Here is a 22,765-nt window from a genome sequence, read left to right as displayed (position 1 = left end):
TAAATATTACGTTTACAGCCTCGTTTTCTCATTGCACATATAGCAATAAGGCAGCTGGTTAAGACAAGTAATATTAATGCTCTCACGATTCATTTCCCAAATATATATATAGTATACGGAAAAAGTAGCATTTAATTTAAAAAAACTGCGTTATGACAGTTTTATGAAGTTTTAAAATTAAACGCTGATGAGGGTGGTTTCGCGTTTGATGATATCGGCGATGCTGGTTTCGCTTAATATTTTAAGTGTGGCATCTCTTACATCAACAAATACATCCCTTATGCCGCAAGTGCTTTCCTGGTGGCATTCATCACATTTGTGGTAAAAATTTAAGCTGGCGCAGGGCACCATGGCTATAGGCCCATCGGTTATACGCATAATGCTTACCAGGAATATTTCTTTAGGATCGCGGTTAAGACTGTAGCCACCGCCTGCTCCTTTTTTGCTGTAAAGAAACCCTGCATTGCGCAAATCAAGCAGTATCTGCTCAAGAAACTTTTTAGGGATTCGTTCAATCTCGGCAATCTTCGAAATTTGCATAGGCGGCTGGTCCATGTTCTTGCCAAGAACCACAAGTGCCTTTATAGCATACTTAGTTTTTTTTGAAAGCATTTTCTAAAATAAAACTCACAAAGGTAAATAAAGATATTCTCTAAATTAACTATTTTTTCGAGTAATATTATAGATTATATAGAAAGGATATTTTATACAGACATTGTTATATAAAAGTTACAATGTATGCCTGTCTGAATGGCCGAGGCTTTTACCCGGGTTAACTTTATCACGAACGGCCTGTTTTAACTCTTTGATTTCTGGAAAATGGCCATCACGTTTGCGGTCAAATAGTGTTTCTTCACCTACGCTTATCGTATATCTTCCGCTCACTTCGCTTGGTTTTAAGGTAACGCCATTTACGTCATCGGTAAAGGTTGTAAGCAGTTCCTGCGCCATGTAAGCGGCACGCATCATCCAGTTGCATTTAGGGCAATATTCGATTGTTATGGTTGGTTTCATGCAGTTGTGATTGGTTTCTTTGCTACAATAAATCTTTCTTCGGTATGGGTACTTAAAACCTTAAGTTCATCACCCACCGAAATTATGCCGGTATTTTCATGTATCAGGTTTTGCCCAAACATGATCTTATTGTTTTTCATACGATAGGAGGCGAGGGTTTTTAAAGGCTCTTTGGCTTTTACAGCCGTTTGCTGATCAATAGTAGTGAGCACACAGCGTGCACAAAGCTTTGCCCCGTAAAAGGTTATGCCTGCTATCTCAATCTCATTCATCAGGTCTTCGCTATAAGCTTTGCCGCCTGTAAAAACTATATTGGGGCGAAAGCGGTTGATTGGCAATGGCAACGGCATACGTTTGTTGAGGTCATTAAGCGAAGCTTGCCCAATAAGCAGAAAAGGATAGGCATCTGCAAAGGAAGTGATCATGCCGGGTTTGGCGTAGCGCTGGTCAACTTCGCGTTCACTGTCATCGGGCATGTAAATGAGGCGGCATTTCATATTAAGTGCTGCGCTGAACCATCTCGTCGAACTCTTCGCTTACATATTGTCCAAAACAGGTGTCTTCCCAAACTGCAAACTGTTGCAAAGGTTTTCTTTCGCAATTAAACGGAATTAATAATGACCCACTTGACTGATGATGTACTGTTATCCCATCCGATTGGATTGATGCCTTCAATAAGGCCATCTGCGGAAACTCGCGTTGCGTTATAAAATGCCCGTGGTCATTAACCAGCATCCAACGCCTGTCGTGTTGTAAACCACGACGGGTAACCTCCGCATTTTGCACAGCAACGCCGCCCAATGATTTGATAGGGTAGATGTATAATTCACTTACTTGTAGCATGTGGTAAAAATAAGAAATCTGAGGCATGATTTTCGGGATTAGGAGATTAAAGGATGTTTGAATCCAGACTTTCCATCAAGTCAATCCTTCAATCAAAAAAAACATGGTTCTTTTTCTTCACAATCGATTGCTATATCGATTTTTAATTAATATAATTGTTTTATCCAATTTCAAAACCAATTTATAAACTATGCCATTAAGTAATATAAACGGCAAGGCTAAGGCTAATAATACCTATGATGCCATTGTAATAGGGTCAGGCATCAGCGGTGGCTGGGCAGCAAAAGAGTTATCCGAACTTGGCTTGAAAACCATTATGCTTGAACGGGGCCGAAACTTTGAGCATATTAAAGATTATAAAACTGCTAATCAGGACCCCTGGGACCGACATCATGCCGGAAAGCCAACGCAAGCCCAACGTAAACAACGCCCCGTAATTTCACGTAATTGGGGAGCTTCCGAACCTATTATGGATTACTGGACCGATGAGCAGGCCGCACCATACACCGAGATCAAACCTTTTAATTGGTGGCGATCATACCAGCTTGGCGGCCGCTCTATTTTATGGGGAAGGCAAAGTTATCGCTGGAGCGATTTTGATTTTGAAGCCAACGTTAAAGATGGCTGGGCTATTGACTGGCCCATCCGATATAAGGACCTTGCACCCTGGTATGATCATGTGGAGAAATTTGCAGGCATCAGTGGTTCGCTTGAAGGGTTACCGCAATTACCTGATGGGCATTATTTGCCACCCATGGATATGAACGTGGTAGAAAAAGACGTAGCTGCCCGTATCAAGAAAAATTATAATGGTACAAGGCATATGATCATCGGTCGTACAGCCAACTTAACAGCTGCTATTCCGGGGCGTACCGCATGCCAGTTCAGGAACAGGTGCTGGGAGGGCTGTCCGTTTGGTGGCTACTTTAGTACGCAATCATCAACTTTGCCTGCAGCGCTGGCTACCGGAAATTTAACAGTAAGGCCATATTCCATCGTTACTAAAATATTATACGATAAGGATACCAAAAAGGCCAAAGGGGTAGAGGTGCTTGATGCCGAAACCAATCAAACCTATGAATACTATTCAAAAATAGTTTTTGTTAATGCCTCGGCCTTAAACAGTGCGTGGGTTTTGATGAATTCGGCAACAGATATTTGGCCGGATGGTTTAGGCAGCAGCAGCGGCGAACTTGGGCATAATATCATGGATCATCATTATAATCTGGGTGCAAGCGGACTGGTTGAAGGGTTTGAGGATAAATATTACTACGGCCGCCGTGCTAATGGCATTTACATACCCCGTTTTACCAACCTGTTTGGCGATAAGCGCGATTACCTGCGAGGTTTCGGTTATCAGGGTGCGGCAAGCCGCATGGGATGGAGCCGTGAAATTGCGGAATACAATATTGGAGCTCAATATAAAGATGCGCTTACCGAACCAGGTCCATGGACAATTGGCATAGGTGGCTTTGGCGAACTGTTGCCTTACCACGAAAATAAGATCACCCTTGATAAAACCCGCAAGGACAAATGGGGATTGCCAATTTTGGCGATGGATGCCGAGATTAAAGAAAATGAAAAGAAAATGCGTATTGATATTGTGAAGGAAGCTAAAGCCATGCTTGAAAGTGCCGGCGTAAAGAACGTTGAAACGCACGACCGCGGTCATAACGTTGGTGATGGTATTCACGAAATGGGTACTGCAAGGATGGGACGTGATCCTAAAACTTCGGTACTTAATGGTAATAATCAGGTATGGGATGCCAAAAACGTTTTTGTTACCGATGGTGCGGCTATGACTTCGGCAGCTTGTCAAAATCCATCATTAACGTATATGGCTATGACGGCCCGCGCTGCTCATTTTGCAGTAGATGAATTGAAGAAAGGAAATTTATAATTTGGTGATTAGTGAGCGGTTGATTAGGTGAATGGTTTGGCTCCAATTCTCAAGGTTTCATTAACCACTAACTTGATCAACCATTCACTAAACATAAAACTCAATACTCACTTAATCAATATATCAACCACTCACCAACTATGAAAAAGCTACTTACCATTTGCCTTTTAATAGGCGCACTAATAAGCCAGGTACTTGCTAAAGATAAAGTACTGATATTTTGCAAAACCGCGGGATTCCCTCATAAATCAATAGCGGTAGGCGTAACTGCAATAATTAAACTTGGTCAGGAAAATAATTTTGATACAGATAGTACCACTGATGCCACGAGGTTTACCATCGATAATTTAAAACAATATAAGGCGGTGATATTTTTAAACACCACCGGCGATGTTTTAAATGATGCCCAACAAACTGCATTTGAGCAATATATTAAGGCCGGCGGCGGTTTTGTTGGTGTACATTCCGCAACAGACACCGAGTATGATTGGCCATGGTATGGTAAACTGGTAGGGGCTTATTTTAAAAGTCATCCAAAACAACAGGAAGCAACGTTAAATGTGGTCGACCGTAATTTTATTGCCACTAAACATCTGCCTGAAACCTGGAAGCGATGGGACGAGATGGTATAACTATAAATGGATTGGTAATGATTTGCACGTACTGATCAAGATAGATGAGAAAAGCTACACTGGTGGCGAAAACGGCGATAATCACCCCATGGCCTGGTATCATAACTTCGATGGCGGCAGGGCTTTTTATACCGAATTAGGTCATACTGATGAATCATATGCTGATCCATTATATTTGAACCATCTGTTAGGTGGTATCAAATATGCAATGGGTTGGAAGAAGTAGTCTGAACCGGGATTTGGGGAGATTTTTGGATTTCCCGGATAACATGCAATAGAGAGGGCTCACGATAATTCGTGAGCCCTCTCTATTTAAGTAAGAAAATCCTTTAATCCCCCAAATCCTGATTCAGGAATTACGCATGTTGTATCGCTTCAACAAGTGCCTTATTGTGCTTATATCTGAATACGAAAGGGAAAACAATGGCTATTGCCAGTGCGTAGCCTGCAAAGGTAAGCCAGATGCCATGCCAGTCTTTACCACCGCCCGGCAGCAAAAAGAAATTATCAATGATAAGTCCGCTTGCTATGCTTCCGAAAAAAGCCCCGAAGCCATTTACCATCATCATAAACAAGCCCTGTGCGCTCGCTCTGATATCTGGAGTGGCCTGTGTTTCAACGAAAAGTGAGCCAGATATATTGAAGAAATCGAAGGCCATACCATAAACAATGCATGATAAAATGATCATCCATAAACCGCCAGCCGGATCGCCAAAGGCAAAAAGGCCAAATCGTAACACCCAGGCCAGCATACTGAATAACATTACATACTTAATACCGAATTTGCGCAGAAAGAACGGGATCAGTAAAATAAAAAAGGTTTCAGAAAACTGGGAGATGGACATAATAATGGCCGGATATTTTACACCGAATGAACTTTTATAAGCAGGGATTTTTGAAAAATCATGAATGAATGGATCGCCATAAGCATTTGTGAGTTGGAGCGCGGCACCAAGCAAAAGCGAAAACGCAAAGAATATCGCAAATTTAGGGTCTTTGAATAACGCAAAAGCATTAAGACCCAACGAATCGACCAATGACTTTTTGGGTGCTTTTTCCGAAAGTGGTGGACATTTGGGAAGGCTAAAGGAATAAATTCCCAATGCTAAAGCTACCGCTGAAGCAATATAAAATTGGTTTGAAGAAGCTTCGTTATGAGTTATACTTACCGTCCATAATGCAACTATAAAGCCAACTGTTCCCCATATTCTAATAGGGGGATAGTCTTTTACGACATCTTTATTGTTGCTTTTTAACGCTGAGTAGGCCACGGTTATAGATAACGAAAGGGTCGGCATATAAAAGACCATGTTTAGTAACATCACCCAAAAAAATGCTGATGGGTTGGTAGTTTGCGGCAAGGTAAACAGTGTGCAGGCACCGAGAATATGCATAAGGCCATATAGTTTTTCCGCGTTGATAAATCTGTCAGCAATGATGCCAGTGAGAGCCGGCATAAAGATGGCTGAAATCCCCATTGTGCTAAATATAGCCCCAAATTGAGAGAATGACCAATTTTTTGTAAGCGAGCAGTATGTACCTATTGTAAGCAACCAGGCACCCCAGATAAAAAATTGCATAAAATTCATCAGTATTAAGCGGAACTTAATATTCATACGGTACCGGGTTTAAATAATTTTAGTCAGTGTTAAATTAAAAGCGGAAAGTAGTGAAATAAATGTAAATCAGAAAGCTACAAGTGTAGAAATTACGATTGTTAAACAGAAACCCAGGGGTGAGTTTCTGTTCTATGTCCATTCACGATTAAATTATATTCTTTGAAAAAGTACATTCGGCTAAATCCGAAATAGAAAATCCGAACTCCGAAATCAGGAAGCTTTACGCTTGTTCAGTTCATCGCGGATCTTCGCTGCTTTTTCGTATGATTCTTCGGCGAGGGCTTCCTGAAGTTTGGTTTTGAGCTCTTCAGTACTGATGGAAGCATAACCGCTCACCGATGCACTCACCGATTTTTCTTCGGGCGTTTCGTTGATATTTTCCAGATAAACAAAATCGTTGCCCTCTATAACAATGCCCGCAGTTGAAAGAATAAATTCATAAGTGAAGATAGGGCAGTCAAAGCGTACAGCTACTGCAATAGCGTCAGAAGTGCGGGCATCTATTTCTACAGAACGCTTTCCGTCGCTGCAAACCAGTTTGGCATAAAATATCCCATCAACCAAATTATAGATGATCACTTCCTGAACTTCAATCTGGTAAGCCTGGGCGAAGCTTTTGAACAGGTCGTGCGTAAGCGGGCGGCTTGGGGTCATTTTTTCTATTTCGATAGCGATAGCCTGAGCTTCAAAGCTTCCGATGATAATAGGCAAGCGACGACGGCCGCTAACCTCGCCTAAAACAAGTGCATAGGCGCCCGATTGAGTTTGACTGTATGATAAGCCGACAATATCAAGCTTTATTTTTTTCATGTTATTCCCCATCACACCTGTATTTATGCTGAAGCTTTATATTCTTTAACGGCTGTTATTAATTTAGGGAGTACTTCAAACGCGTCGCCCACAATTCCGTAATCTGCCACCTTAAAAAACGGTGCTTCCGGATCTTTGTTTATGACTACAATAACTTTTGATGAACTTACCCCGGCCAGGTGTTGAATTGCACCTGAAATACCGACTGCAATATACAAATTTGGACTGACAGCTATACCGGTTTGTCCAACGTGTTCGCTATGCGGCCTCCAGCCAGCATCTGATACAGGTTTTGAACATGCAGTAGCTGCGCCTAAAAGTTCGGCAAGTTCTTCTATCATGCCCCAGTTTTCGGGGCCTTTTAAACCGCGACCGCCCGAAACAACGATTTCAGCATCAGGCAATGAAACTTTATCCGTTGAACGAACGATTTCTTTAATCATCGCCTTAAAGTCTGAAGCTTTAGTTTCAACACGAAAGTCCTCAACCTGGGCAGTACCGCCAGTTTCAACAACTTTATAAGAGTTGGGTACAAGCGCAATAACTTTTATGGCGGAGGTAAGCTCGACAGTTGCGAAAGCTTTACCTGAAAATGCTGTCTTTTTTACTTTAAACGAGCCGCCTGTCTGTTCAGGTAAAGCAACCGCTCCGTCGGCAACACCGGCTTCCAGTTTAATACCTATACGGGGCGCTAAACCTCGGCCGGAAAAGGTGTTTGATAGTACCACAACCGCCGAACCTTCTTTTTGGCCGCCTCGGCTATGACAGAGGCGTAGGCCTGGTTTACAAATTCCTTCAATTTATCTCCTGATACATTAAGCACTTTATTTACACCGTATTTACTTAATAAAGCTAATTCGGTGGCGTCAACGTTGCCTATTGAAACAGCGGTAAGGGAAGTATTATTTTGATCGGCAATGGCGCGGGCATAAGAAACGGCTTCAAAAACTGATTTCTTGAATTTGCCCCCGGTATTTTCCGCATATATTAAAACTGACATATTTATCTGTTAATGATTTAGATCATAATTTATATAACACGCGCTTCGGTATGCAGCAGCTCAACCAGTTTAGCAGTATCATCAGCAGGTATAAGCTTCACCTGGCCGCGTGGAGCAGGTGTTTCATAACTAATGATCTCCGAAAATGTTTTTATCTCAACCGGTTCAACAACTGTAAGTGGCTTGGTTCGGGCAGACATAATGCCGCGCATATTGGGTATTTTGGGTTCGGCCACACCTTCGGCCGTACCGGCTACAAAAGGATAGGGAATAGTTAAAACCTCTTTACCACCTTCAATCTCGCGCTCAACGGTTGCCTCTGTGTCAGCGGCATCTAATTTTTTAATGATGGATACCGATGGCAGATCAAGCAGTTCGCCAAGCATACCAGCAACTTTTGATCCATTATAATCAATAGATTCACGACCTGTCAGGATCAGATCAAAAGGATTTGATTTTACATATTGCGCAATCTGATATGCTACATACCAGGCATCGTGCGGTTTAGCACTTATTCGTACCGCGTCGGTAGCGCCAATGGCCAGGGCTTTACGTATAGTGGCTTCTGTATTGGCTTCCCCAATATTTATTACAGTTACTGTACCTTTACCGCCGTCGGTTAGTTCAATGGCGCGGGCAAGTGCAATTTCATCATAAGGGTTAAGTATAAACTGAACCCCGTTTGTATTAAATTGCGTGTTATTATCAGTAAAAGTTATTTTTGTGGTGGTATCAGGAACATTACTTACACATACCAGAATCTTCATATCAATAGGTTTTTGCAAATTTAGTTAAAAAAGATAGAGTTTAAAATGGAGTTAAGCAGATTGAATAAGCTGTTGGAATTTATAAAAAATGAACCGGATGATGAGTTTCTGAAATATGCCCTGGCAACTGAATATCTGCGTCTGAATGAGACAGATAAGGCACTTGCCTATTATGAAGACCTGGTAAATAACCACCCCGGCTATACAGGTACCTATTATCATTTGGGTAAGCTTTATGAAGCGTTAAACCGAAAGGATGACGCCATTAAAACTTATGAAACCGGCATGAAAATGACAAAAGAAAAGCGCGATAACCATGCTTTTTCTGAATTGCAGGCAGTATACCGGCAAGCAATAGGTTTTGAAGAAGACGATGACGATTATTAGCCTTTAGGGTTCATAGTTGATGGTTCATAGTTCATGGCAACTGAATAATGACCTTTAGGTTTTAGCTTTATAAACTAAATGAGTTTACTTATAATAATTGATATTAGGCTATAAAGCATGGTCTTAAGAGCCATCACCACAAACTATGAACCATCAACTATGATCTTTTTTAAAGAATGAAAAAACGGCAACTTATATTCCTTCGGGATGTGCTAATTTATACTTTTACCGCTTTTGGCGGGCCGCAGGCCCACATTGCTGTTTTACTGCGCGAGTTTGTTGAAAAACGAAAATATATTACCGAAGATGAGTTGATGGAGCTTAATGCCTTATCGCAGGTATTGCCCGGCCCTTCGTCAACCCAAACGCTGGTTGGGATAGCCTGGAAAGTGGGTGGACTTAGGCTGGCTATTATTACATTTTTAATTTGGATACTGCCCTCGGCCACTATTATGTGTATGGCGGCTATCAGTTACAGTATGGTTGCTAATAAGGCCAAATTTGCTCATGTAATCAGTTATGTACAGCCTATAGCGGTAGGCATAGTTGCTTATGCCACTTATACATTTGCCAACAAATTTTTAAAAACCAGGATCAGCACCATGCTGGCTATTGGTTCACTGATTGTGACACTCATCCTTCAAAATGCTTATGCCTTTCCGATACTGATATTGCTTGGCGGCATTATATCATCGGCCATGGAAACTCAGCAGCATGAAAACGAATTGAGGGTAAAGCTGTATTCAAATGTAAACCCTAATAAAGTAGCTTACTTTATAGGTATTCTGCTTTTTTTGCTGCTTTAGGTGCGGTTGTAAATCAAACGTCCCCATTAAGTTTACCAATCCGTTTATTTGAAAACTTTTACCGCAACGGCATTCTTATTTTTGGAGGAGGACAGGTGCTGGTACCACTCATGTATACCGAATTTGTTGAGGTTAAGCATTACTTAAGCCGGTCGGAGTTTTTGTCGGGATATGCCTTGCAGCAGGCTTTGCCCGGGCCTACATTTTCATTTACTTCGTTTTTGGGCGGCATAACGCTTGGCAACAAGGGATACACTATTTGGGGGCAGGTAATTGGGAGCCTGGTTGCTGTTATTGGCATCAATACACCAGGCCTTATCCTTATCCTGTTTATTGTGCCGTTTTGGGAGGATCTGAAGAAGATTACACGTATAAAAAACTCACTGAGCGGTATAAATGCAGTAGCTGTAGGTTTTATGGCAACTGCGCTGATTTTACTGGTAAGGCCTTTTGGCTTAAATTGGACAGCCTATGCCTTAATGATCGGCACCTTCCTGGTGCTGCATTTTACCAAAATAAAAACACCGATAGTGATCATTATCGGTGTGGTTTTAGGAATAATATTTTGATTTGCGATTTCGCATTTTTGATTTCGGATATTGTCTTTAAATAAATCCCAAATCGAAAATCCCACATTCGAAATGAGATTAAAACGGAGGCTCATCATCTATGTCGTCCATTCTTGAAGGACGTATAATGAAGTTACTCTGCTTTTCAAAATCCTGCGAAGGGGCAAGGCCTGCGAAAGCGTTACCTGCGGGAGGGGGAAGCCATCCATACCTTCTTCAAGATTTGTGAACTTAACATATTTGCCCACAAATTTAAGCCGAACAGTACCTGTTTCACCGTTACGGTGCTTGGCTATAATTACCTCGCCCACACCCTGGGTTGGATTACCGTCCTCATCTTCGGTCAGACCATAATATTCTGGACGATAGAGGAATAATACCATGTCGGCGTCCTGCTCAATAGCGCCCGATTCACGTAAGTCTGAAAGCATTGGTCTTTTTGAGTTGCCCGGCCGGCTTTCAACCGCACGGCTTAACTGCGAAAGTGCAATTACCGGCACACTGAGCTCCTTGGCAACTGATTTTAAAGCACGAGAAATGCTACTGATTTCCTGCTCACGGTTGCCCCCGCCACCTTTGCCTTCAGCTTTGCCATGCATCAGCTGTAAGTAGTCGATAATGATTAACTGGATATCATACTGTGATTTTAAGCGGCGGCATTTTGCCCTGAACTCAAAGATGTTTAGGGCAGGTGTATCATCAATGATGAACGTTGCTTTTTCAAGCCTGCCAATTTTAGAGTGTACCTGCTGCCATTCCCATTCTTCAAGCGTGCCTTTACGGATTTTTTCCTGCTCAATTTCTGCCTCGCCAGCTATCAAACGGTTAACTAACTGTACAGACGACATCTCCAGCGAAAACACCACAACTGGCTTGTCAAAATCAACCGCTGCGTTACGGGCACAGCTTAATACAAAAGCTGTTTTACCCATCGCCGGACGTGCCGCAATGATCACCAGATCTGATTTTTGCCAACCTGACGTCATCCGGTCAAGGTTGGTAAAGCCAGAGGCGACACCTGTTAAGCCATCCTTTTTATCCTTCAGGGCTTCAATATCGCGTAGGGCCTCATGAACAAGATCGTCCATATTACGGGCATCCCGGCGTAAATTGCTCTGGGCTATTTCAAACAGATTTTTTCGGCCATATCCAGCAGGTCGAATACATCTGCAGTATCCTCATATGCATTGTTGATCACCTCTGTAGAAATGCGGATCAGTTCGCGCTGAATAAATTTTTGAATGATGATGCGCGAATGGAATTCGATATTGGCGGCCGATGCAACGCGGCTTGTAAGTTCAGTGATATAGTAAGCACCGCCAACCATTTCCAGCTCGCCAAGCCTGCGCAATTCGGCAGTCACGGTAAGGATATCTACAGGCTGTGTTTTTTCAAACAAGATTTTTATTGCAGAAAAAATCTTTTGGTGATTGGTTTGATAAAAAACTTCGGGTTTTAAAACATCTATAACAGATGAAAGGGCATCTTTCTCCAGCATAAGGGCGCCTAAAACTGCTTCCTCCAAGTCCGTAGCCTGTGGCTGCAATTTGCCGCCTGCAATGAATGGGGTAGGATTGGGGATCCGGCTGCGGCGTTCAAAAGTATTTGGCTTGTTATACTGGTTGTTATTCTCAAAACTCATAAGGGTACAAAAATATACAAAAAACGCTTCGACAGGCAAAGTAAACACCTAACATAGTGTATCGGTATTTTAAAATAATCATACACAGGGTGATAATTTTAAGGTTTTTAATAAACACCTCAGTGTTGATAACTTTTTAAGGGAATTTGGGCTGATTGATTTTCAGCTAATTGAGTCAATGTTAATAAAGTTTTCAAGTGTTGATAGCATCTGCACTCAAACGCCGGTAAACCCAAAAGGGTTATCAGTTCAATAACGGCTTAATCAATTAATATAGCTACTTTTGCCAAAATTTAAATCATAAAATGGCATTTAATTCAAGGCCTCAGCGCGAAAGCAATCAGATGGTTTTTGGTATCAGGGCGGTAGTAGAAGCGATTCGCTCGGGTAAAGAGATTGAGGCGTTATTTATACAGCGAGGCATAGGCGGTGGCCTGATACAGGAGCTTAAAGAACTGATGAACGAATATCAGATAACCGCACAGCAGGTTCCGGTTGAAAAACTAAACCGCATTACCCAGAAAAATCACCAGGGAGTTATAGCTGTGATTTCGCCTATTGTTTATCAAAAGATAGAGAACATCATTCCAGAAGTATTTGAAAAGGGGGAAACGCCGTTAATTTTAGTTTTAGACAGCATTACTGATGTAAGGAACATGGGTGCGATTGCCCGTACTGCCGAATGTGCCGGTGTGCATGCCATCGTGATCCCAGCCAAAGGCTCGGCGCAGATAAATCCTGATGCCATTAAAACATCGGCCGGCGCATTATACAAAATTCCTGTTTGCCGGCATGATAATTTTATGCAAACTGTACGCTTCCTCCAGGAATCGGGCTTGCAACTGGTTTGTTGTACCGAGAAAACACAGGATAATATTTACACTCCGGATTATACCGTACCTACTGCCATCGTTATGGGATCGGAAGAAGACGGCATTCGTAACGAGATCATCCGGATCTCCGACCACCTGGCCAAGATCCCTATGTTCGGCGAAATTGAATCGTTGAATGTATCGGTATCTACCGGGGTGATTTTGTATGAGGCAGTGAGGCAGAGAACTCCCCCGCCCCCTAAAGGGGGTGCTTACTTACGGCTGGTTTTTATCTGTCGTATTAAACTTAAAAGTATTTAAACAAGAAAAGCTTTGCCGTGGCAAAGCTTTTCTTGTTTAGCATTACAGCTAAAGAGTGATTGTAAGTAGGTACCCCCTTTAGGGGGCGGAGGGGGCTAAATATACTTCGCTCCAAATTTACTTTTTACATCAGCCACAACCTGTTTGATGTTCTGTTCCTGGTCGCGGGGGCAAATGAGCAGGGAGTTGTTCGATTCTACTACGATATAATCATGCAGCCCCTGCAATATTACCAGTTTTTCGCCCGGCACGTTTACCATGCAGTTTGAAGAGTCATACATGATCACTTTTTCTGCAGGGATAACGGCATTACCTACATAATCCTTTTCGGCAAGGTCATATATTGATGCCCAGGTACCCAGATCGCTCCATCCAAAATCCGAAGGTAATACATACACATTATCTGCTTTTTCCATAATGCCGTAATCTATCGAGATATTAACGCATTGCTGGTAAGCCTTGTGTATATAAGACTTTTCATCGTCTGAGTTATAAACTGGTTTTGCATCAGCAAAGATCTCATGCATTTCGGGCAGGTACTGATTAAAGGCCTTAACAATAGTTTTGGCCGACCAAACAAAGATGCCGGCATTCCATAAAAAGTCGCCGCTTTGAATAAAGGTTTTAGCTATTTCAAGAGTGGGTTTTTCGGTAAAGGTTTTTACTTTATGAAACTCATCATTGATAACGTTATCAGTGTATTGAATATATCCGTAACCGGTATCGGGCCTTGATGGTTTAATGCCCAGGGTTATCAGATAATCATTTGAAGCGGCGGTTTGCAATGATTTTTCGATAGCGGCAACAAAAGCATCCTCATCCAGGATCTGCTGATCGGAAGGGGCTACAACAATAGCTGCATCGGGGTTAAGACTTTCAATTTTAAAACAGCCATAGGCAACACAAGGTGCCGTATTACGCATTACCGGTTCGGTAAGAATCTGCTGATCCTCCATATCGGGCAATTGTTGTTTTACCAGTTTGGTGTAGTTTTCGTTAGTAACAACGTAAATATTTTCTTTGGGGCAAACTTTCAGGAAACGTTCGTAGGTGTTTTGTATTAAGGTTTTACCGGTACCAAGTATATCTATAAACTGTTTAGGGTGCGATGTACGGCTTATCGGCCAAAAGCGGCTTCCAATCCCTCCAGCCATAATTATCGCATAATAGTTTTTATTCATGAGCAAGTAAAGAATTTTAATTTGGTATATCGACCGTAAAAATGTGTAATAATTTGTTAATTATCCATTAAGTGTAGCTAAATAATTTAACGGTGGGCATAACCACAAATTTGTCTGGTTCTTTAAATGAACGAGCAATGAAATTGTTTTTCATCTAATCATCATTTTTGCATAAAATTTAAAAGTAAATCCATCGTTTATTTAGAAAATTTTGTTACTTTAAACTTTTAAATACAATTTAAGAATTTGTTAAAATAATGATAGAAACAAAGAAATCGCTATTTGACAATCTCCAGAATTTTTTCGGGTTTGATAATTTTAAGGGAGAACAGGAAGCGATAATAACCAACATCCTGGCCGGTAATGATACATTCGTTATTATGCCTACCGGTGGCGGCAAATCGATGTGTTATCAGTTACCAGCTTTGATGAGCGATGGCACGGCAATCGTAATTTCACCATTGATAGCCCTGATGAAAAATCAGGTAGATCAGCTTAGGGCGTTTGGAGGATCAGATAGTATAGCCCATTTTTTAAATTCATCACTTACAAAATCAGAGATAGGCAAGGTTAAGGAAGATGTACTGGCAGGGAAAACCAAGTTATTGTACGTGGCCCCCGAATCGTTAACCAAGCAGGAAAATATTGATTTCTTACGCCTTAACCACGTTTCATTCGTGGCGGTAGATGAAGCGCATTGTATTTCGGAGTGGGGGCATGATTTCAGGCCCGAATATCGTAAAATACGCCAGGTGATCAGTAACATAGGCGAAAATATTCCCATAATTGCTCTAACAGCTACGGCTACCCCAAAAGTTCAGCAGGATATTCAAAAAAACCTGCAAATGAATAATGCTACCGTATTTAAATCGTCATTTAACCGGGGCAACCTGTTTTATGAAGTTAGGGCCAAGCGTAATGTTATCAAAGAGATTGTAAAATTTGTAAAACAAAATCAGGGCAAATCGGGAATTGTGTATTGCCTTAGCCGCAAAAAGGTTGAGGAAGTAGCCGAGGCGCTGAACCTTAACGGGGTAAGGGCGTTGCCCTATCACGCAGGGCTTGATCCTAAAGTGCGTGCAGAAACGCAGGACAAATTCCTGATGGAAGATGTTGATGTTATTGTCGCTACGATTGCATTCGGTATGGGTATTGATAAACCCGATGTTCGCTACGTTATACACCATGATGTGCCTAAAAGTATGGAGGGTTACTACCAGGAAACAGGAAGGGCCGGACGTGACGGAGGAGAAGGTGTTTGTGTGGCTTTTTATTCGGAAAAGGATATTGATAAGCTTCAGAAATTTATGAAAGACAAGCCTGTTTCGGAACGCGAAATAGGTACTCAGATACTAAAGGAGGTTATCGATTATTGCGAGTCGTCGGTTTGTCGCCGTAAACAATTATTGCATTATTTTGGCGAAAACTTTAATGAAGCAGGCTGTAATAACATGTGCGATAATTGCTGTACCCATAAAGAACATTTTGATGGGGAGGAGCACCTGCACAGGGCATTAAGTTTGATTAAGCATATTGGCGAAAAGTTTGACGACCACCATATCCTCAGCATATTAATGGGTGAGGAAAATGCTCAGATCAAAAATTATGAGCATGATCAGCTTGACTATTATGGTTCGGGCAAAGAACTAGGTAAAAATCTTTGGAACTCGCTTTTAAGGCAGGCATTACTAAATAATTACATTTCAAAAGATATTGATCAATACGGGCTTTTAAGGCTTACTAAAAGTGGCATAGGCTTTATTGAGAACCCGCACAGTATCCGTTTTGTTTTGAATAAGGTAATGGAGGCTGCTGACGATGACAACGATGACGACGGACCAAAACAAAGCGGCGGTGCACTTGATACCCAGTTGCTGCAAATGCTTAAAGAGCTGCGTAAAAAGCTGGCCAAACAAAAAGGATTGCCACCGTTTGTAATATTCCAGGACCCTTCGTTAGAAGAGATGTGCACTCATTATCCTATCAACACCGAAGAACTTAAACAAATTTCGGGTGTTGGTGCAGGCAAGGCGCTGAAATTTGGTAAACCTTTTACCGATTTGATCCAAAAATATGTAGAGGATAACGATATTGACCGGCCAATTGATATGGTGATTAAGAGTGCTGCCAATAAATCGGCGCTTAAAGTGTTCATTATCCAAAATATCGACAGGCATTTAAACCTTGATGATATTGCTGCTTCAAAAGGTCTTACTTATGAGGAGATCCTGAAAGAAGTTGAAACTATAGTTAACTCAGGAACCAAGCTCAATCTGAACTACTATATTGATGAGGTGATTGACGAAGATAAGCAGGAAGAAGTATTTGATTATTTCCGCACTGCAGAAGCTGACTCTATTGATGAAGCCTTAGCCGAACTGGGCAGTGATGATTACACCCGTGAAGAGGTGCAGTTAATGCGTATCAAATTCATGTCGGAGTTGGGGAATTAGTTGCTGAAAAGTTCTGATAAAGAAAGCCTTTAGATTAAATTCTGAAGGCTTTTTGCTTTTCCCCTGATTACTGCTGTTGGCTTTAATTTTATTTAGTTATGATCATAAATTCCGTACGCCTGTTCTTTGCCCTGTCTTCCTCTGTTGTATTGGATGCTATCGGTTGCGTTTCACCGTATCCTTTGTAAACAAGGCGGGTAGGGGCAATTCCTTTCGACACGAGATATTGATAAACAGACTTTGCCCTGTTTTCAGATAAGGTTTGGTTACCCTGGTGATTACCTGTATTATCTGTATGGCCTGAGATCTCAATACGGGTAGTTGAGTTTACCCCTAAAAATTCAATGAGCTTGGCAAGTTCGGCTTTTGATTCCTTTTCAAGGTCAAACTTATTAGTATCGAAGAAAATATTTTTAAGGATTACCTTATTGCCAATTTCAATGGGTGATAATAGTGCTACAATGTTAAACGGGCTTTTAATCTTATAATTTTTAAGCGAAAAGTTTTCGGAATAAAACAGATATCCGCTTTTTGAAATATTAAGCGCATAGTTTTTGCCCGACGTTAGTGTGGCTAAAAAGTCCCCCTGTTCATCGTCACTGTAATCCTGGTAAACCGGCAAATTACTTTCCAGGTCAATAATCTCAATTGCAGCTTCAAGGGGGCTTTCGTCTTTACGTCTTTTACAAAGCCTTTAACATACGTTACCAAATGGGGGCGCAACTTTACAGGCAGCTCGAACTTATAAATATCATAACCGCCCAACCCCTTTAAATTATCCGATGAAAAGAAAGCATAATCTCCGGCGGCAGTTAATGATAAGCCGCCCTCATCACCACTGGTATTGATAGGATATCCAAGGTTTTCGGGTTTTTGCCATTTACCGTCTTTATCCATGCGGCTAACAAACAGGTCCTTGCTACCTAAACCCGGCCAGCCATCGCTGCTAAAATAAAGTGTACTGTCATCAGGGTGAATAAACGGTGATAATTCATTGTAGGGGGTATTAATATTGGGACCCAGGTTTTCAGGTTCGCCCCAGCCTTTTTCACCCAGCCTACTTTTCCAAATGTCATAGCCGCCATAACCGCCTTTACGGTTGCTTACAAAATAAAGCGTGCGGCCATCGGCATTTATCGAGGGTTGAGATTCCCAACCCGACGTATTTACCGGTGGGTTCAGGTCAACAGGTTTCCCCCAGTCATTTCCCCGTTTTTGAGCGATATAAATATCACAACGGCCTAAACCGTCGGGGCGATTGCATCCCGTGAAAAACAGGTATTTACCATCCTGCGATATGGATTGCGCACCTTCGTTATATTTTTCAGTATTAATTTGGTTGCTTAAATAAGTGGCAGTATTCCACTTGCCGTTTATCATTTCGCTTTTATAAAAATCTTCGTTGTTATTGATCTTTCGGGTAAATATCAACGTGCCTTCGTCGGCTGTAGCAACCGGGAGGTACTCGTCATTAACAGTGTTTATTTCAGGGCCAATATTTATAGGTTTAAATGGCACCGGATGTGTCATCGACTGGATGCTGAATTTGGCATCAGCAAGCAGTTTTTTTGCGTAGGTATTGGTTTGAGGGTTGATATCAGGGTAGGTAAGGTATTTTTCGAGGTGTTGCTGGGCCTGTGTATAGCTTGCATCATGGATTTCCATTTCAGCAGCTTTGAGATACACTCCCCTGTTAAATTCCGGACTAAGTGAAATGACTTTAGCGTATTGCTCAACAGCTGGCCTGTACATGCGTTTCATTCGGTACAGATCGGCGAGTAATAACCGCGCTTCTATAAACTTTGAATCTTCGCTAATAGCTTTAAGCGAGTTTTGAATCGCCTCATCATAAAGATGTTCATCAAGGTTTTGATAAGCGGTAGCAAAATATTTTACAGCTTCTTTATTGGATGACGAATACCGGGTTTGCTGCTGGGCGCCAAGCAAAGCAGGTAAACACAATGCAAGCACCAATAATACTGCAATTTTCATTTGTAACTTAGGATAATTAATACCGTAAGTTACAAAGATTATGGAATATTCAGATACTTATGTGTTTGTAGTGAAATTTCCCACTGCGGGTTTTCTTTTACATAATCCACAATCAGCGGGGTCATTTCTTTGGATTTTGACCATTCGGGCTGCAGGTAAAGCTTACAGTCGGGCGATACCATTTTGGCGTGATATTCGGCCCATTCAAAATCGGATTTATTGAAAACGATCACTTTTAACTCGTGGGCACATTCGGCCACGTTTGGCGTAGGCGCTTTGAATTTTTTGGGTGAAAGGCAAATCCAGTCCCAATCGCCCGAAAGCGGATACGCACCTGAAGTTTCAATAAATGTTTTTATTCCCTTTTCGTGCAGGTTGTGGGTCAAATAATCAAGGTTGTAAATAAGCGGCTCGCCACCGGTAACCACAACAGCTTTTGCAGGATGAAGGTCGGCGTTGCTCACAATTGTATCAGCCGCGGTAAGGGGATGCAACTCGGCATCCCAACTTTCTTTAACATCACACCAATGGCAACCTACATCACAGCCGCCAAGGCGAATAAAATATGCGGCTTTGCCCGTATTGTACCCTTCCCCCTGTATCGTATAAAACTCTTCCATTAAAGGAAGCAGCGTGCCGTCGTCTGGTATTTGGTGTGCCATAGTTATTTGAGGGTGCAAAGGTACTGAAATATAGGCGAAAGCTAAAAGGTGAAAGCCAAAAGGTTACACTAATATGGAAGTACCTTAATAAGGCGAAAGGTAAAAGGCCAAAGGTGAAAGGTATTGGCTTTATCATCAAATTACATTATAAAAAAATAAAAGTACACGCTAAAATACCTTTTGCCTTTCACCTTTATCCTTTTGCCTTTTTTTATTTTCATTTATAATTGTTATAATTACCTTAATTTTAAGATAACCAATTAAATCCCTTTTCGTAAAATGCAATAACTGTATCGTTAACGCTTAATTTATATCCGGAGATGAAAAAGCTTTACCTTCCTTTATTTTTAATGGCAGTGCTTTGTTTTAGTTCATGTGTAGATATTGAAGAGCATTACGATTTTAAAAGTGACGGGACCTGCAAAGTAGCATACGCTTTTGATATGAGCAGGGCAGTATCTGTATTAGTTAACCTCATGTCTGATTCAGTTAAGGAAACGCCTCAATTTAGTTTGGTTAAGGACACTACGCTTAACTTTTATAGTGCTATACCCGACAGTGCGCAGCAGAAGTTGAAAGCTGAAGAAATTGAAATGGCCAAAAGCAGTGAGCTAACGGTGAATATGAATCTTAAAAAGAGTGTTATGAAAGTAACGCTTAATCATACCGCCAAAAATGCAGCAGACCTGCAATATTACTTACAAAATGTATCAAAAATTGCACTTAATACCCAGATAAGCGCTATTACCACCACCGATAAAACGAATAAGCCATTCGATGCACGGCAAATGGTAGGAGGGCAGGACTACTACTCGTATGATATAACTCCCCATAAATTTTACCGCATCATTGATAAAGCTAAGTTTAACGCTTTTTTAAAGAAAACTCAGGCCACTTTCATGATGGCCAAGGCGATGCTGATCGATATGCCTTATAAAGTGATCCTGAGGTTTGCTCACCCTGTAAAGAAGATCAACAATTCAAAAGCCATGCTCTCGGCCGACAGGAGGGAAGTGACGCTTATTACCAGCATGGACGAGGTAATTAAAAATCCAAATGTGATGAATCTGAAAATTGATTTTTAAAATTGGTTGGCTCAATAAGATTCAGAAATGTTGGCGTAATGTTAGATTTTGAAACTTGCAGTGCATAACTTGTACTCATGAAATCTGATCTTGACCAAATTATCGAATATTTTGAAGGTGAAAAGAAATCGCTTGAAGTGTCAATTAAGAAAAGCCTTGCTGAGTATGACTATTTATATGCCCATTATCAACAGGAAGGCCTTTGGCGTTTAGATAGTCATCTTGGCGCATTAAAGCGTTTTAAAGATCCTTTTTACGTTAAAAAGAGTTTACTTGAAAGATGGATTAGGTGGATGGACTCTTCTTTTGAAGATGGCGAACGTTCTGCTTTTGATAAAGAGCAAAGAGTTGAAACGAGAAATGAACTTAAAAAATTAAACCGGCAGCAAGCAGATCTTTATTTTAATGATAGCCAGGTAATTGACAACGCATTGTTCGATTTGTATGAAAGGCGAATTAGAAAATTCAGGTTGTGTCTGAGCGCGGAAGAAAATTTTAATCTTGATTTTGAAGTTTTCGGAGAGTTTTTAAAAATCAGCCATCAGTTGGATTCACAGTACAATAATTTTATTGATTCGACAGACTTTGATGACGATGATATACCATCTCGATATCCTTTAATAAATCTTGGCTTTAAATGGCATGTAACGGAAAATAAGTTTGTATATTATTATGATATGAACGGGTTTAAAGAAGCCCTGCCAGTAAAGATCTTGTTATCCCGCATAGTTTATGAAAAATTCAGCTTTGATTTGGACAATCCCGATTTAAATCCCTTTGTTAATATATTCGATAAATGAAATGGTATAAAGTTTTGGGATTAGTCTGTATGGAAGGCATATTTATAAAAAAGGTTAAGGTTGGCAGTAAAAGTATTTGCCTCGTAAATTTTGAAAGTAAGCTTTATGCAGTATCAGCAAAATGTCCCCATGCCGGAGCCGATTTAAGCGAAGGCCTATGCGTAAGGCAGCTGATCGTTTGTCCATATCATCGCTATACTTATAATCTTGAAACAGGAAAAGGTGGCGAAGGGCAAAACGATTTTATTGAAACTTACCCGGTTGAAGTAAAGGAGGATGGAGTGTACGTTGGCGTAGCCTCTATTTGGGATAAGTTGAGAGGATTTAAGTGAGGGGTTGATTAAGTGAATGGAAAAAAGGAATCACTCACCTAATCAACCCAATAAACTACTCACTATTTATAAACCTCTTTATTAGCTGAAGCCAATGTGTTTTTAAGCAAACCGACAATGGTCATCAAGCCTACGCCACCCGGTACAGGGGTAATCCATGATGATTTTGGTGCTACGTTTTCAAAATCAACATCGCCGTAAAGTTTAAAGCCCGATTTTGTTGTGGTTGAGATTTCGCGGTTCATACCCACATCAACAACTACTACACCATCTTTAACCATATCGGCAGTAATGAAATTCTTTTTACCGATAGCTACGATCAGGATATCTGCATCAAGTGTGAATTTTTTAATATCAGGTGTGCGACTGTGGCATATGGTTACCGTGCAGTTGCCCGGAGTTGTATTGCGAGCCATCAGGATACTCATTGGTGAGCCAACGATATTGCTGCGACCAACAACCACGCAATGTTTGCCGGCTGTGTCAATGCCGTATTCTTTAAGCATTAAAGTAATACCATAAGGAGTTGCGGGTATAAACGAAGGCAGATTGCGCTGCATACGGCCCAGATTAACCGGGTGAAAACCATCAACATCTTTACGGTGATCAATACGCTCGGTTACTTTTTCGGGGTCGATATGTTTTGGTAGCGGAAGTTGTACGATAATACCGTCGATATCAGAATCAGCATTGAGCTCTTCAACTTTTTTCAGCAGCTCTTCTTCAGTAACATCGTCTTCATAACGCACCAGCGATGATTTGAAGCCAACTTTTTCGCAGTTCTTCATTTTGCTGGCAACGTAAGTTTCGCTGCCGCCGTCATGACCAACCAACACTGCCACCAGGTGAGGCTTCCTGCCGGTTTTTTCTAATATTTTAGCTGCTTCTTCAGCTATTTCAACCTTAAGTTTTTCTGAAACGTATTTTCCGTCTAAAAGCTGCATTGTTAAATGTTTTTTACGAAGTAATCGGGTAACGGGGGCAAATTTAAACTCACCTGTTTTGATTTCAATCGTATTCTTATAAAAGGCCTGTTATCCAGGGACAGTTTTAATGTGTGATTTTGATTTATTTTGCTAATGATACTTTCAATGGTTTCTGTTTTATTGTTCAGGAGCATTTCAAATATAATTTTATT

General features: G+C 41.2%; 23 protein-coding genes and 2 pseudogenes. 11 read left to right on the top strand and 14 right to left on the bottom strand.

The genetic code is table 11. The annotated features are described in order from the left end of the window. Positions 1-177 precede the first annotated feature (177 nt). The 4 genes from ACQ86K_RS15680 to ACQ86K_RS15665 all read right to left on the bottom strand — a co-directional run bounded on the left by ACQ86K_RS15680 (position 178) and on the right by ACQ86K_RS15665 (position 1,884). A complete protein-coding gene (locus ACQ86K_RS15680; protein WP_090525408.1) occupies positions 178-612 on the bottom strand; it encodes an RrF2 family transcriptional regulator in 435 nt (144 codons plus the stop codon). Between the two features lie 117 nt (positions 613-729). Further along, complete coding sequence (locus ACQ86K_RS15675; protein WP_091163894.1) at positions 730-1,014, bottom strand: SelT/SelW/SelH family protein; 285 nt, start codon at positions 1,012-1,014, stop codon at positions 730-732. Further along, positions 1,011-1,511 carry an MOSC domain-containing protein gene (locus ACQ86K_RS15670; protein ID WP_431200700.1) on the bottom strand — a complete coding sequence of 167 codons (501 nt, stop codon included), beginning with the start codon at positions 1,509-1,511 and terminating at the stop codon, positions 1,011-1,013. Before ACQ86K_RS15670 ends, ACQ86K_RS15675 begins: the two co-directional genes overlap by 4 nt. 1 nt (position 1,512) lies before the next feature. Continuing rightward, positions 1,513-1,884: an MOSC N-terminal beta barrel domain-containing protein gene (locus tag ACQ86K_RS15665; protein WP_431200699.1), complete on the bottom strand. Its 372-nt coding sequence runs from the start codon at positions 1,882-1,884 to the stop codon at positions 1,513-1,515. 163 nt (positions 1,885-2,047) lie between these two features. On the opposite strand from ACQ86K_RS15665, the gene ACQ86K_RS15660 reads away from it, so the two are divergent. The 3 genes from ACQ86K_RS15660 to ACQ86K_RS15650 all read left to right on the top strand — a co-directional run bounded on the left by ACQ86K_RS15660 (position 2,048) and on the right by ACQ86K_RS15650 (position 4,615). Then, entirely contained in the window at positions 2,048-3,757 is a 1,710-nt protein-coding gene (locus tag ACQ86K_RS15660) for a GMC oxidoreductase (RefSeq protein ID WP_091163897.1), read from the top strand. Positions 3,758-3,897: 140 nt separating this feature from the next. After that, positions 3,898-4,389, top strand: coding sequence for a ThuA domain-containing protein (locus tag ACQ86K_RS15655; protein ID WP_431200698.1), 492 nt, complete (start codon positions 3,898-3,900; stop codon positions 4,387-4,389). Between the two features lie 22 nt (positions 4,390-4,411). Next, complete coding sequence (locus ACQ86K_RS15650; protein WP_431200697.1) at positions 4,412-4,615, top strand: ThuA domain-containing protein; 204 nt, start codon at positions 4,412-4,414, stop codon at positions 4,613-4,615. A gap of 130 nt (positions 4,616-4,745) precedes the next feature. Here the strand turns inward: ACQ86K_RS15650 and ACQ86K_RS15645 are convergent, their stop codons facing one another. The 4 genes and pseudogenes from ACQ86K_RS15645 to ACQ86K_RS15630 all read right to left on the bottom strand — a co-directional run bounded on the left by ACQ86K_RS15645 (position 4,746) and on the right by ACQ86K_RS15630 (position 8,585). After that, positions 4,746-6,005: a nucleoside permease gene (locus tag ACQ86K_RS15645; protein ID WP_091163903.1), complete on the bottom strand. Its 1,260-nt coding sequence runs from the start codon at positions 6,003-6,005 to the stop codon at positions 4,746-4,748. A gap of 213 nt (positions 6,006-6,218) precedes the next feature. Continuing rightward, a complete protein-coding gene (locus tag ACQ86K_RS15640) occupies positions 6,219-6,818 on the bottom strand; it encodes a bifunctional nuclease family protein (protein ID WP_091164922.1) in 600 nt (199 codons plus the stop codon). Positions 6,819-6,841: 23 nt separating this feature from the next. Continuing rightward, positions 6,842-7,818: pseudogene (locus ACQ86K_RS15635) on the bottom strand (electron transfer flavoprotein subunit alpha/FixB family protein). Positions 7,819-7,847: 29 nt separating this feature from the next. Next, a complete protein-coding gene (locus tag ACQ86K_RS15630) occupies positions 7,848-8,585 on the bottom strand; it encodes an electron transfer flavoprotein subunit beta/FixA family protein (protein WP_091163908.1) in 738 nt (245 codons plus the stop codon). Positions 8,586-8,630: 45 nt separating this feature from the next. Here ACQ86K_RS15630 and ACQ86K_RS15625 point away from each other — a divergent pair, with 45 nt between their 5' ends. The 3 genes from ACQ86K_RS15625 to ACQ86K_RS15615 all read left to right on the top strand — a co-directional run bounded on the left by ACQ86K_RS15625 (position 8,631) and on the right by ACQ86K_RS15615 (position 10,347). Beyond that, positions 8,631-8,972, top strand: a complete 342-nt coding sequence (locus tag ACQ86K_RS15625) for a tetratricopeptide repeat protein (RefSeq protein WP_091163911.1) — start codon at positions 8,631-8,633, stop codon at positions 8,970-8,972. Positions 8,973-9,148: 176 nt separating this feature from the next. Further along, positions 9,149-9,778 (top strand): chromate transporter, encoded by a 630-nt coding sequence (locus ACQ86K_RS15620; RefSeq protein ID WP_431200696.1) that lies wholly within the window; start codon positions 9,149-9,151, stop codon positions 9,776-9,778. 95 nt (positions 9,779-9,873) lie between these two features. After that, positions 9,874-10,347, top strand: a complete 474-nt coding sequence (locus ACQ86K_RS15615; protein WP_431200695.1) for a chromate transporter — start codon at positions 9,874-9,876, stop codon at positions 10,345-10,347. A gap of 78 nt (positions 10,348-10,425) precedes the next feature. Here ACQ86K_RS15615 and dnaB read toward each other — a convergent pair. After that, positions 10,426-11,989 (bottom strand): annotated as a pseudogene (dnaB, locus tag ACQ86K_RS15610) (replicative DNA helicase). 305 nt (positions 11,990-12,294) lie between these two features. Here dnaB and rlmB point away from each other — a divergent pair. Next, positions 12,295-13,122 (top strand): 23S rRNA (guanosine(2251)-2'-O)-methyltransferase RlmB, encoded by an 828-nt coding sequence (rlmB, locus tag ACQ86K_RS15605; RefSeq protein ID WP_431200694.1) that lies wholly within the window; start codon positions 12,295-12,297, stop codon positions 13,120-13,122. A gap of 95 nt (positions 13,123-13,217) precedes the next feature. On the opposite strand, the gene ACQ86K_RS15600 is transcribed toward rlmB, so the two are convergent. Further along, positions 13,218-14,303, bottom strand: coding sequence for a mannose-1-phosphate guanylyltransferase (locus tag ACQ86K_RS15600; protein ID WP_090525993.1), 1,086 nt, complete (start codon positions 14,301-14,303; stop codon positions 13,218-13,220). A gap of 260 nt (positions 14,304-14,563) precedes the next feature. On the opposite strand from ACQ86K_RS15600, the gene recQ reads away from it, so the two are divergent. Then, on the top strand, positions 14,564-16,756 hold the full coding sequence (gene recQ, locus ACQ86K_RS15595; protein ID WP_091164924.1) for a DNA helicase RecQ: 2,193 nt from the start codon (positions 14,564-14,566) through the stop codon (positions 16,754-16,756). 88 nt (positions 16,757-16,844) lie between these two features. Here recQ and ACQ86K_RS15590 read toward each other — a convergent pair whose 3' ends face one another. The 3 genes from ACQ86K_RS15590 to ACQ86K_RS15580 are packed head-to-tail and all read right to left on the bottom strand — an operon-like array spanning position 16,845 to position 19,410. Further along, the gene (locus tag ACQ86K_RS15590) at positions 16,845-17,378 is read right to left on the bottom strand and encodes an OmpA family protein (protein WP_431200693.1); all 534 of its coding nucleotides are present in this window, start codon (positions 17,376-17,378) and stop codon (positions 16,845-16,847) included. Then, the gene (locus ACQ86K_RS15585; protein WP_431200692.1) at positions 17,330-18,748 is read right to left on the bottom strand and encodes an OmpA family protein; all 1,419 of its coding nucleotides are present in this window, start codon (positions 18,746-18,748) and stop codon (positions 17,330-17,332) included. The genes ACQ86K_RS15590 and ACQ86K_RS15585 overlap by 49 nt, the downstream gene beginning before the upstream one ends. Positions 18,749-18,786: 38 nt before the next feature. Beyond that, positions 18,787-19,410 carry a 7-carboxy-7-deazaguanine synthase QueE gene (locus ACQ86K_RS15580; protein ID WP_091163920.1) on the bottom strand — a complete coding sequence of 208 codons (624 nt, stop codon included), beginning with the start codon at positions 19,408-19,410 and terminating at the stop codon, positions 18,787-18,789. A gap of 320 nt (positions 19,411-19,730) precedes the next feature. On the opposite strand from ACQ86K_RS15580, the gene ACQ86K_RS15575 reads away from it, so the two are divergent. The 3 genes from ACQ86K_RS15575 (at position 19,731) to ACQ86K_RS15565 (ending at position 21,627) form a co-directional block, all read left to right on the top strand. Continuing rightward, positions 19,731-20,495 (top strand): hypothetical protein, encoded by a 765-nt coding sequence (locus ACQ86K_RS15575; protein ID WP_091163922.1) that lies wholly within the window; start codon positions 19,731-19,733, stop codon positions 20,493-20,495. Positions 20,496-20,572: 77 nt separating this feature from the next. Further along, positions 20,573-21,295, top strand: coding sequence for a hypothetical protein (locus ACQ86K_RS15570; RefSeq protein ID WP_091163924.1), 723 nt, complete (start codon positions 20,573-20,575; stop codon positions 21,293-21,295). Next, positions 21,292-21,627, top strand: coding sequence for a Rieske (2Fe-2S) protein (locus ACQ86K_RS15565; RefSeq protein ID WP_091163926.1), 336 nt, complete (start codon positions 21,292-21,294; stop codon positions 21,625-21,627). Before ACQ86K_RS15570 ends, ACQ86K_RS15565 begins: the two co-directional genes overlap by 4 nt. 62 nt (positions 21,628-21,689) lie before the next feature. On the opposite strand, the gene ACQ86K_RS15560 is transcribed toward ACQ86K_RS15565, so the two are convergent. Beyond that, positions 21,690-22,571 carry a bifunctional 5,10-methylenetetrahydrofolate dehydrogenase/5,10-methenyltetrahydrofolate cyclohydrolase gene (locus tag ACQ86K_RS15560; protein WP_091163929.1) on the bottom strand — a complete coding sequence of 294 codons (882 nt, stop codon included), beginning with the start codon at positions 22,569-22,571 and terminating at the stop codon, positions 21,690-21,692. Positions 22,572-22,765: the final 194 nt, after the last annotated feature.

The sequence above is a fragment of the Mucilaginibacter sp. P19 genome (assembly GCF_050632265.1).
Classification (GTDB): Bacteria; Bacteroidota; Bacteroidia; order Sphingobacteriales; family Sphingobacteriaceae; genus Mucilaginibacter; species Mucilaginibacter gossypii.
The sequence above is the reverse complement of the archived record's forward strand: the minus strand, read 5'-3'. Positions and strand labels throughout refer to the sequence as shown.

Excerpts from the sequence above, each read along its gene's own strand:
- ACQ86K_RS15680 (WP_090525408.1), bottom strand. The coding sequence starts at position 612 with ATGCTTTCAAAAAAAACTAAGTATGCTATAAAGGCACTTGTGGTTCTT.
- ACQ86K_RS15675 (WP_091163894.1), bottom strand. The coding sequence starts at position 1,014 with ATGAAACCAACCATAACAATCGAATATTGCCCTAAATGCAACTGGATG.
- ACQ86K_RS15670 (WP_431200700.1), bottom strand. The coding sequence starts at position 1,511 with ATGAAATGCCGCCTCATTTACATGCCCGATGACAGTGAACGCGAAGTT.
- ACQ86K_RS15665 (WP_431200699.1), bottom strand. The coding sequence starts at position 1,884 with ATGCCTCAGATTTCTTATTTTTACCACATGCTACAAGTAAGTGAATTA.
- ACQ86K_RS15660 (WP_091163897.1), top strand. The coding sequence starts at position 2,048 with ATGCCATTAAGTAATATAAACGGCAAGGCTAAGGCTAATAATACCTAT.
- ACQ86K_RS15655 (WP_431200698.1), top strand. The coding sequence starts at position 3,898 with ATGAAAAAGCTACTTACCATTTGCCTTTTAATAGGCGCACTAATAAGC.
- ACQ86K_RS15645 (WP_091163903.1), bottom strand. The coding sequence starts at position 6,005 with ATGAATATTAAGTTCCGCTTAATACTGATGAATTTTATGCAATTTTTT.
- ACQ86K_RS15640 (WP_091164922.1), bottom strand. The coding sequence starts at position 6,818 with ATGAAAAAAATAAAGCTTGATATTGTCGGCTTATCATACAGTCAAACT.
- ACQ86K_RS15630 (WP_091163908.1), bottom strand. The coding sequence starts at position 8,585 with ATGAAGATTCTGGTATGTGTAAGTAATGTTCCTGATACCACCACAAAA.
- ACQ86K_RS15625 (WP_091163911.1), top strand. The coding sequence starts at position 8,631 with ATGGAGTTAAGCAGATTGAATAAGCTGTTGGAATTTATAAAAAATGAA.
- ACQ86K_RS15620 (WP_431200696.1), top strand. The coding sequence starts at position 9,149 with ATGAAAAAACGGCAACTTATATTCCTTCGGGATGTGCTAATTTATACT.
- rlmB (WP_431200694.1), top strand. The coding sequence starts at position 12,295 with ATGGCATTTAATTCAAGGCCTCAGCGCGAAAGCAATCAGATGGTTTTT.
- ACQ86K_RS15600 (WP_090525993.1), bottom strand. The coding sequence starts at position 14,303 with ATGAATAAAAACTATTATGCGATAATTATGGCTGGAGGGATTGGAAGC.
- ACQ86K_RS15585 (WP_431200692.1), bottom strand. The coding sequence starts at position 18,748 with ATGAAAATTGCAGTATTATTGGTGCTTGCATTGTGTTTACCTGCTTTG.
- ACQ86K_RS15580 (WP_091163920.1), bottom strand. The coding sequence starts at position 19,410 with ATGGCACACCAAATACCAGACGACGGCACGCTGCTTCCTTTAATGGAA.
- ACQ86K_RS15575 (WP_091163922.1), top strand. The coding sequence starts at position 19,731 with ATGAAAAAGCTTTACCTTCCTTTATTTTTAATGGCAGTGCTTTGTTTT.
- ACQ86K_RS15570 (WP_091163924.1), top strand. The coding sequence starts at position 20,573 with ATGAAATCTGATCTTGACCAAATTATCGAATATTTTGAAGGTGAAAAG.
- ACQ86K_RS15565 (WP_091163926.1), top strand. The coding sequence starts at position 21,292 with ATGAAATGGTATAAAGTTTTGGGATTAGTCTGTATGGAAGGCATATTT.
- ACQ86K_RS15560 (WP_091163929.1), bottom strand. The coding sequence starts at position 22,571 with ATGCAGCTTTTAGACGGAAAATACGTTTCAGAAAAACTTAAGGTTGAA.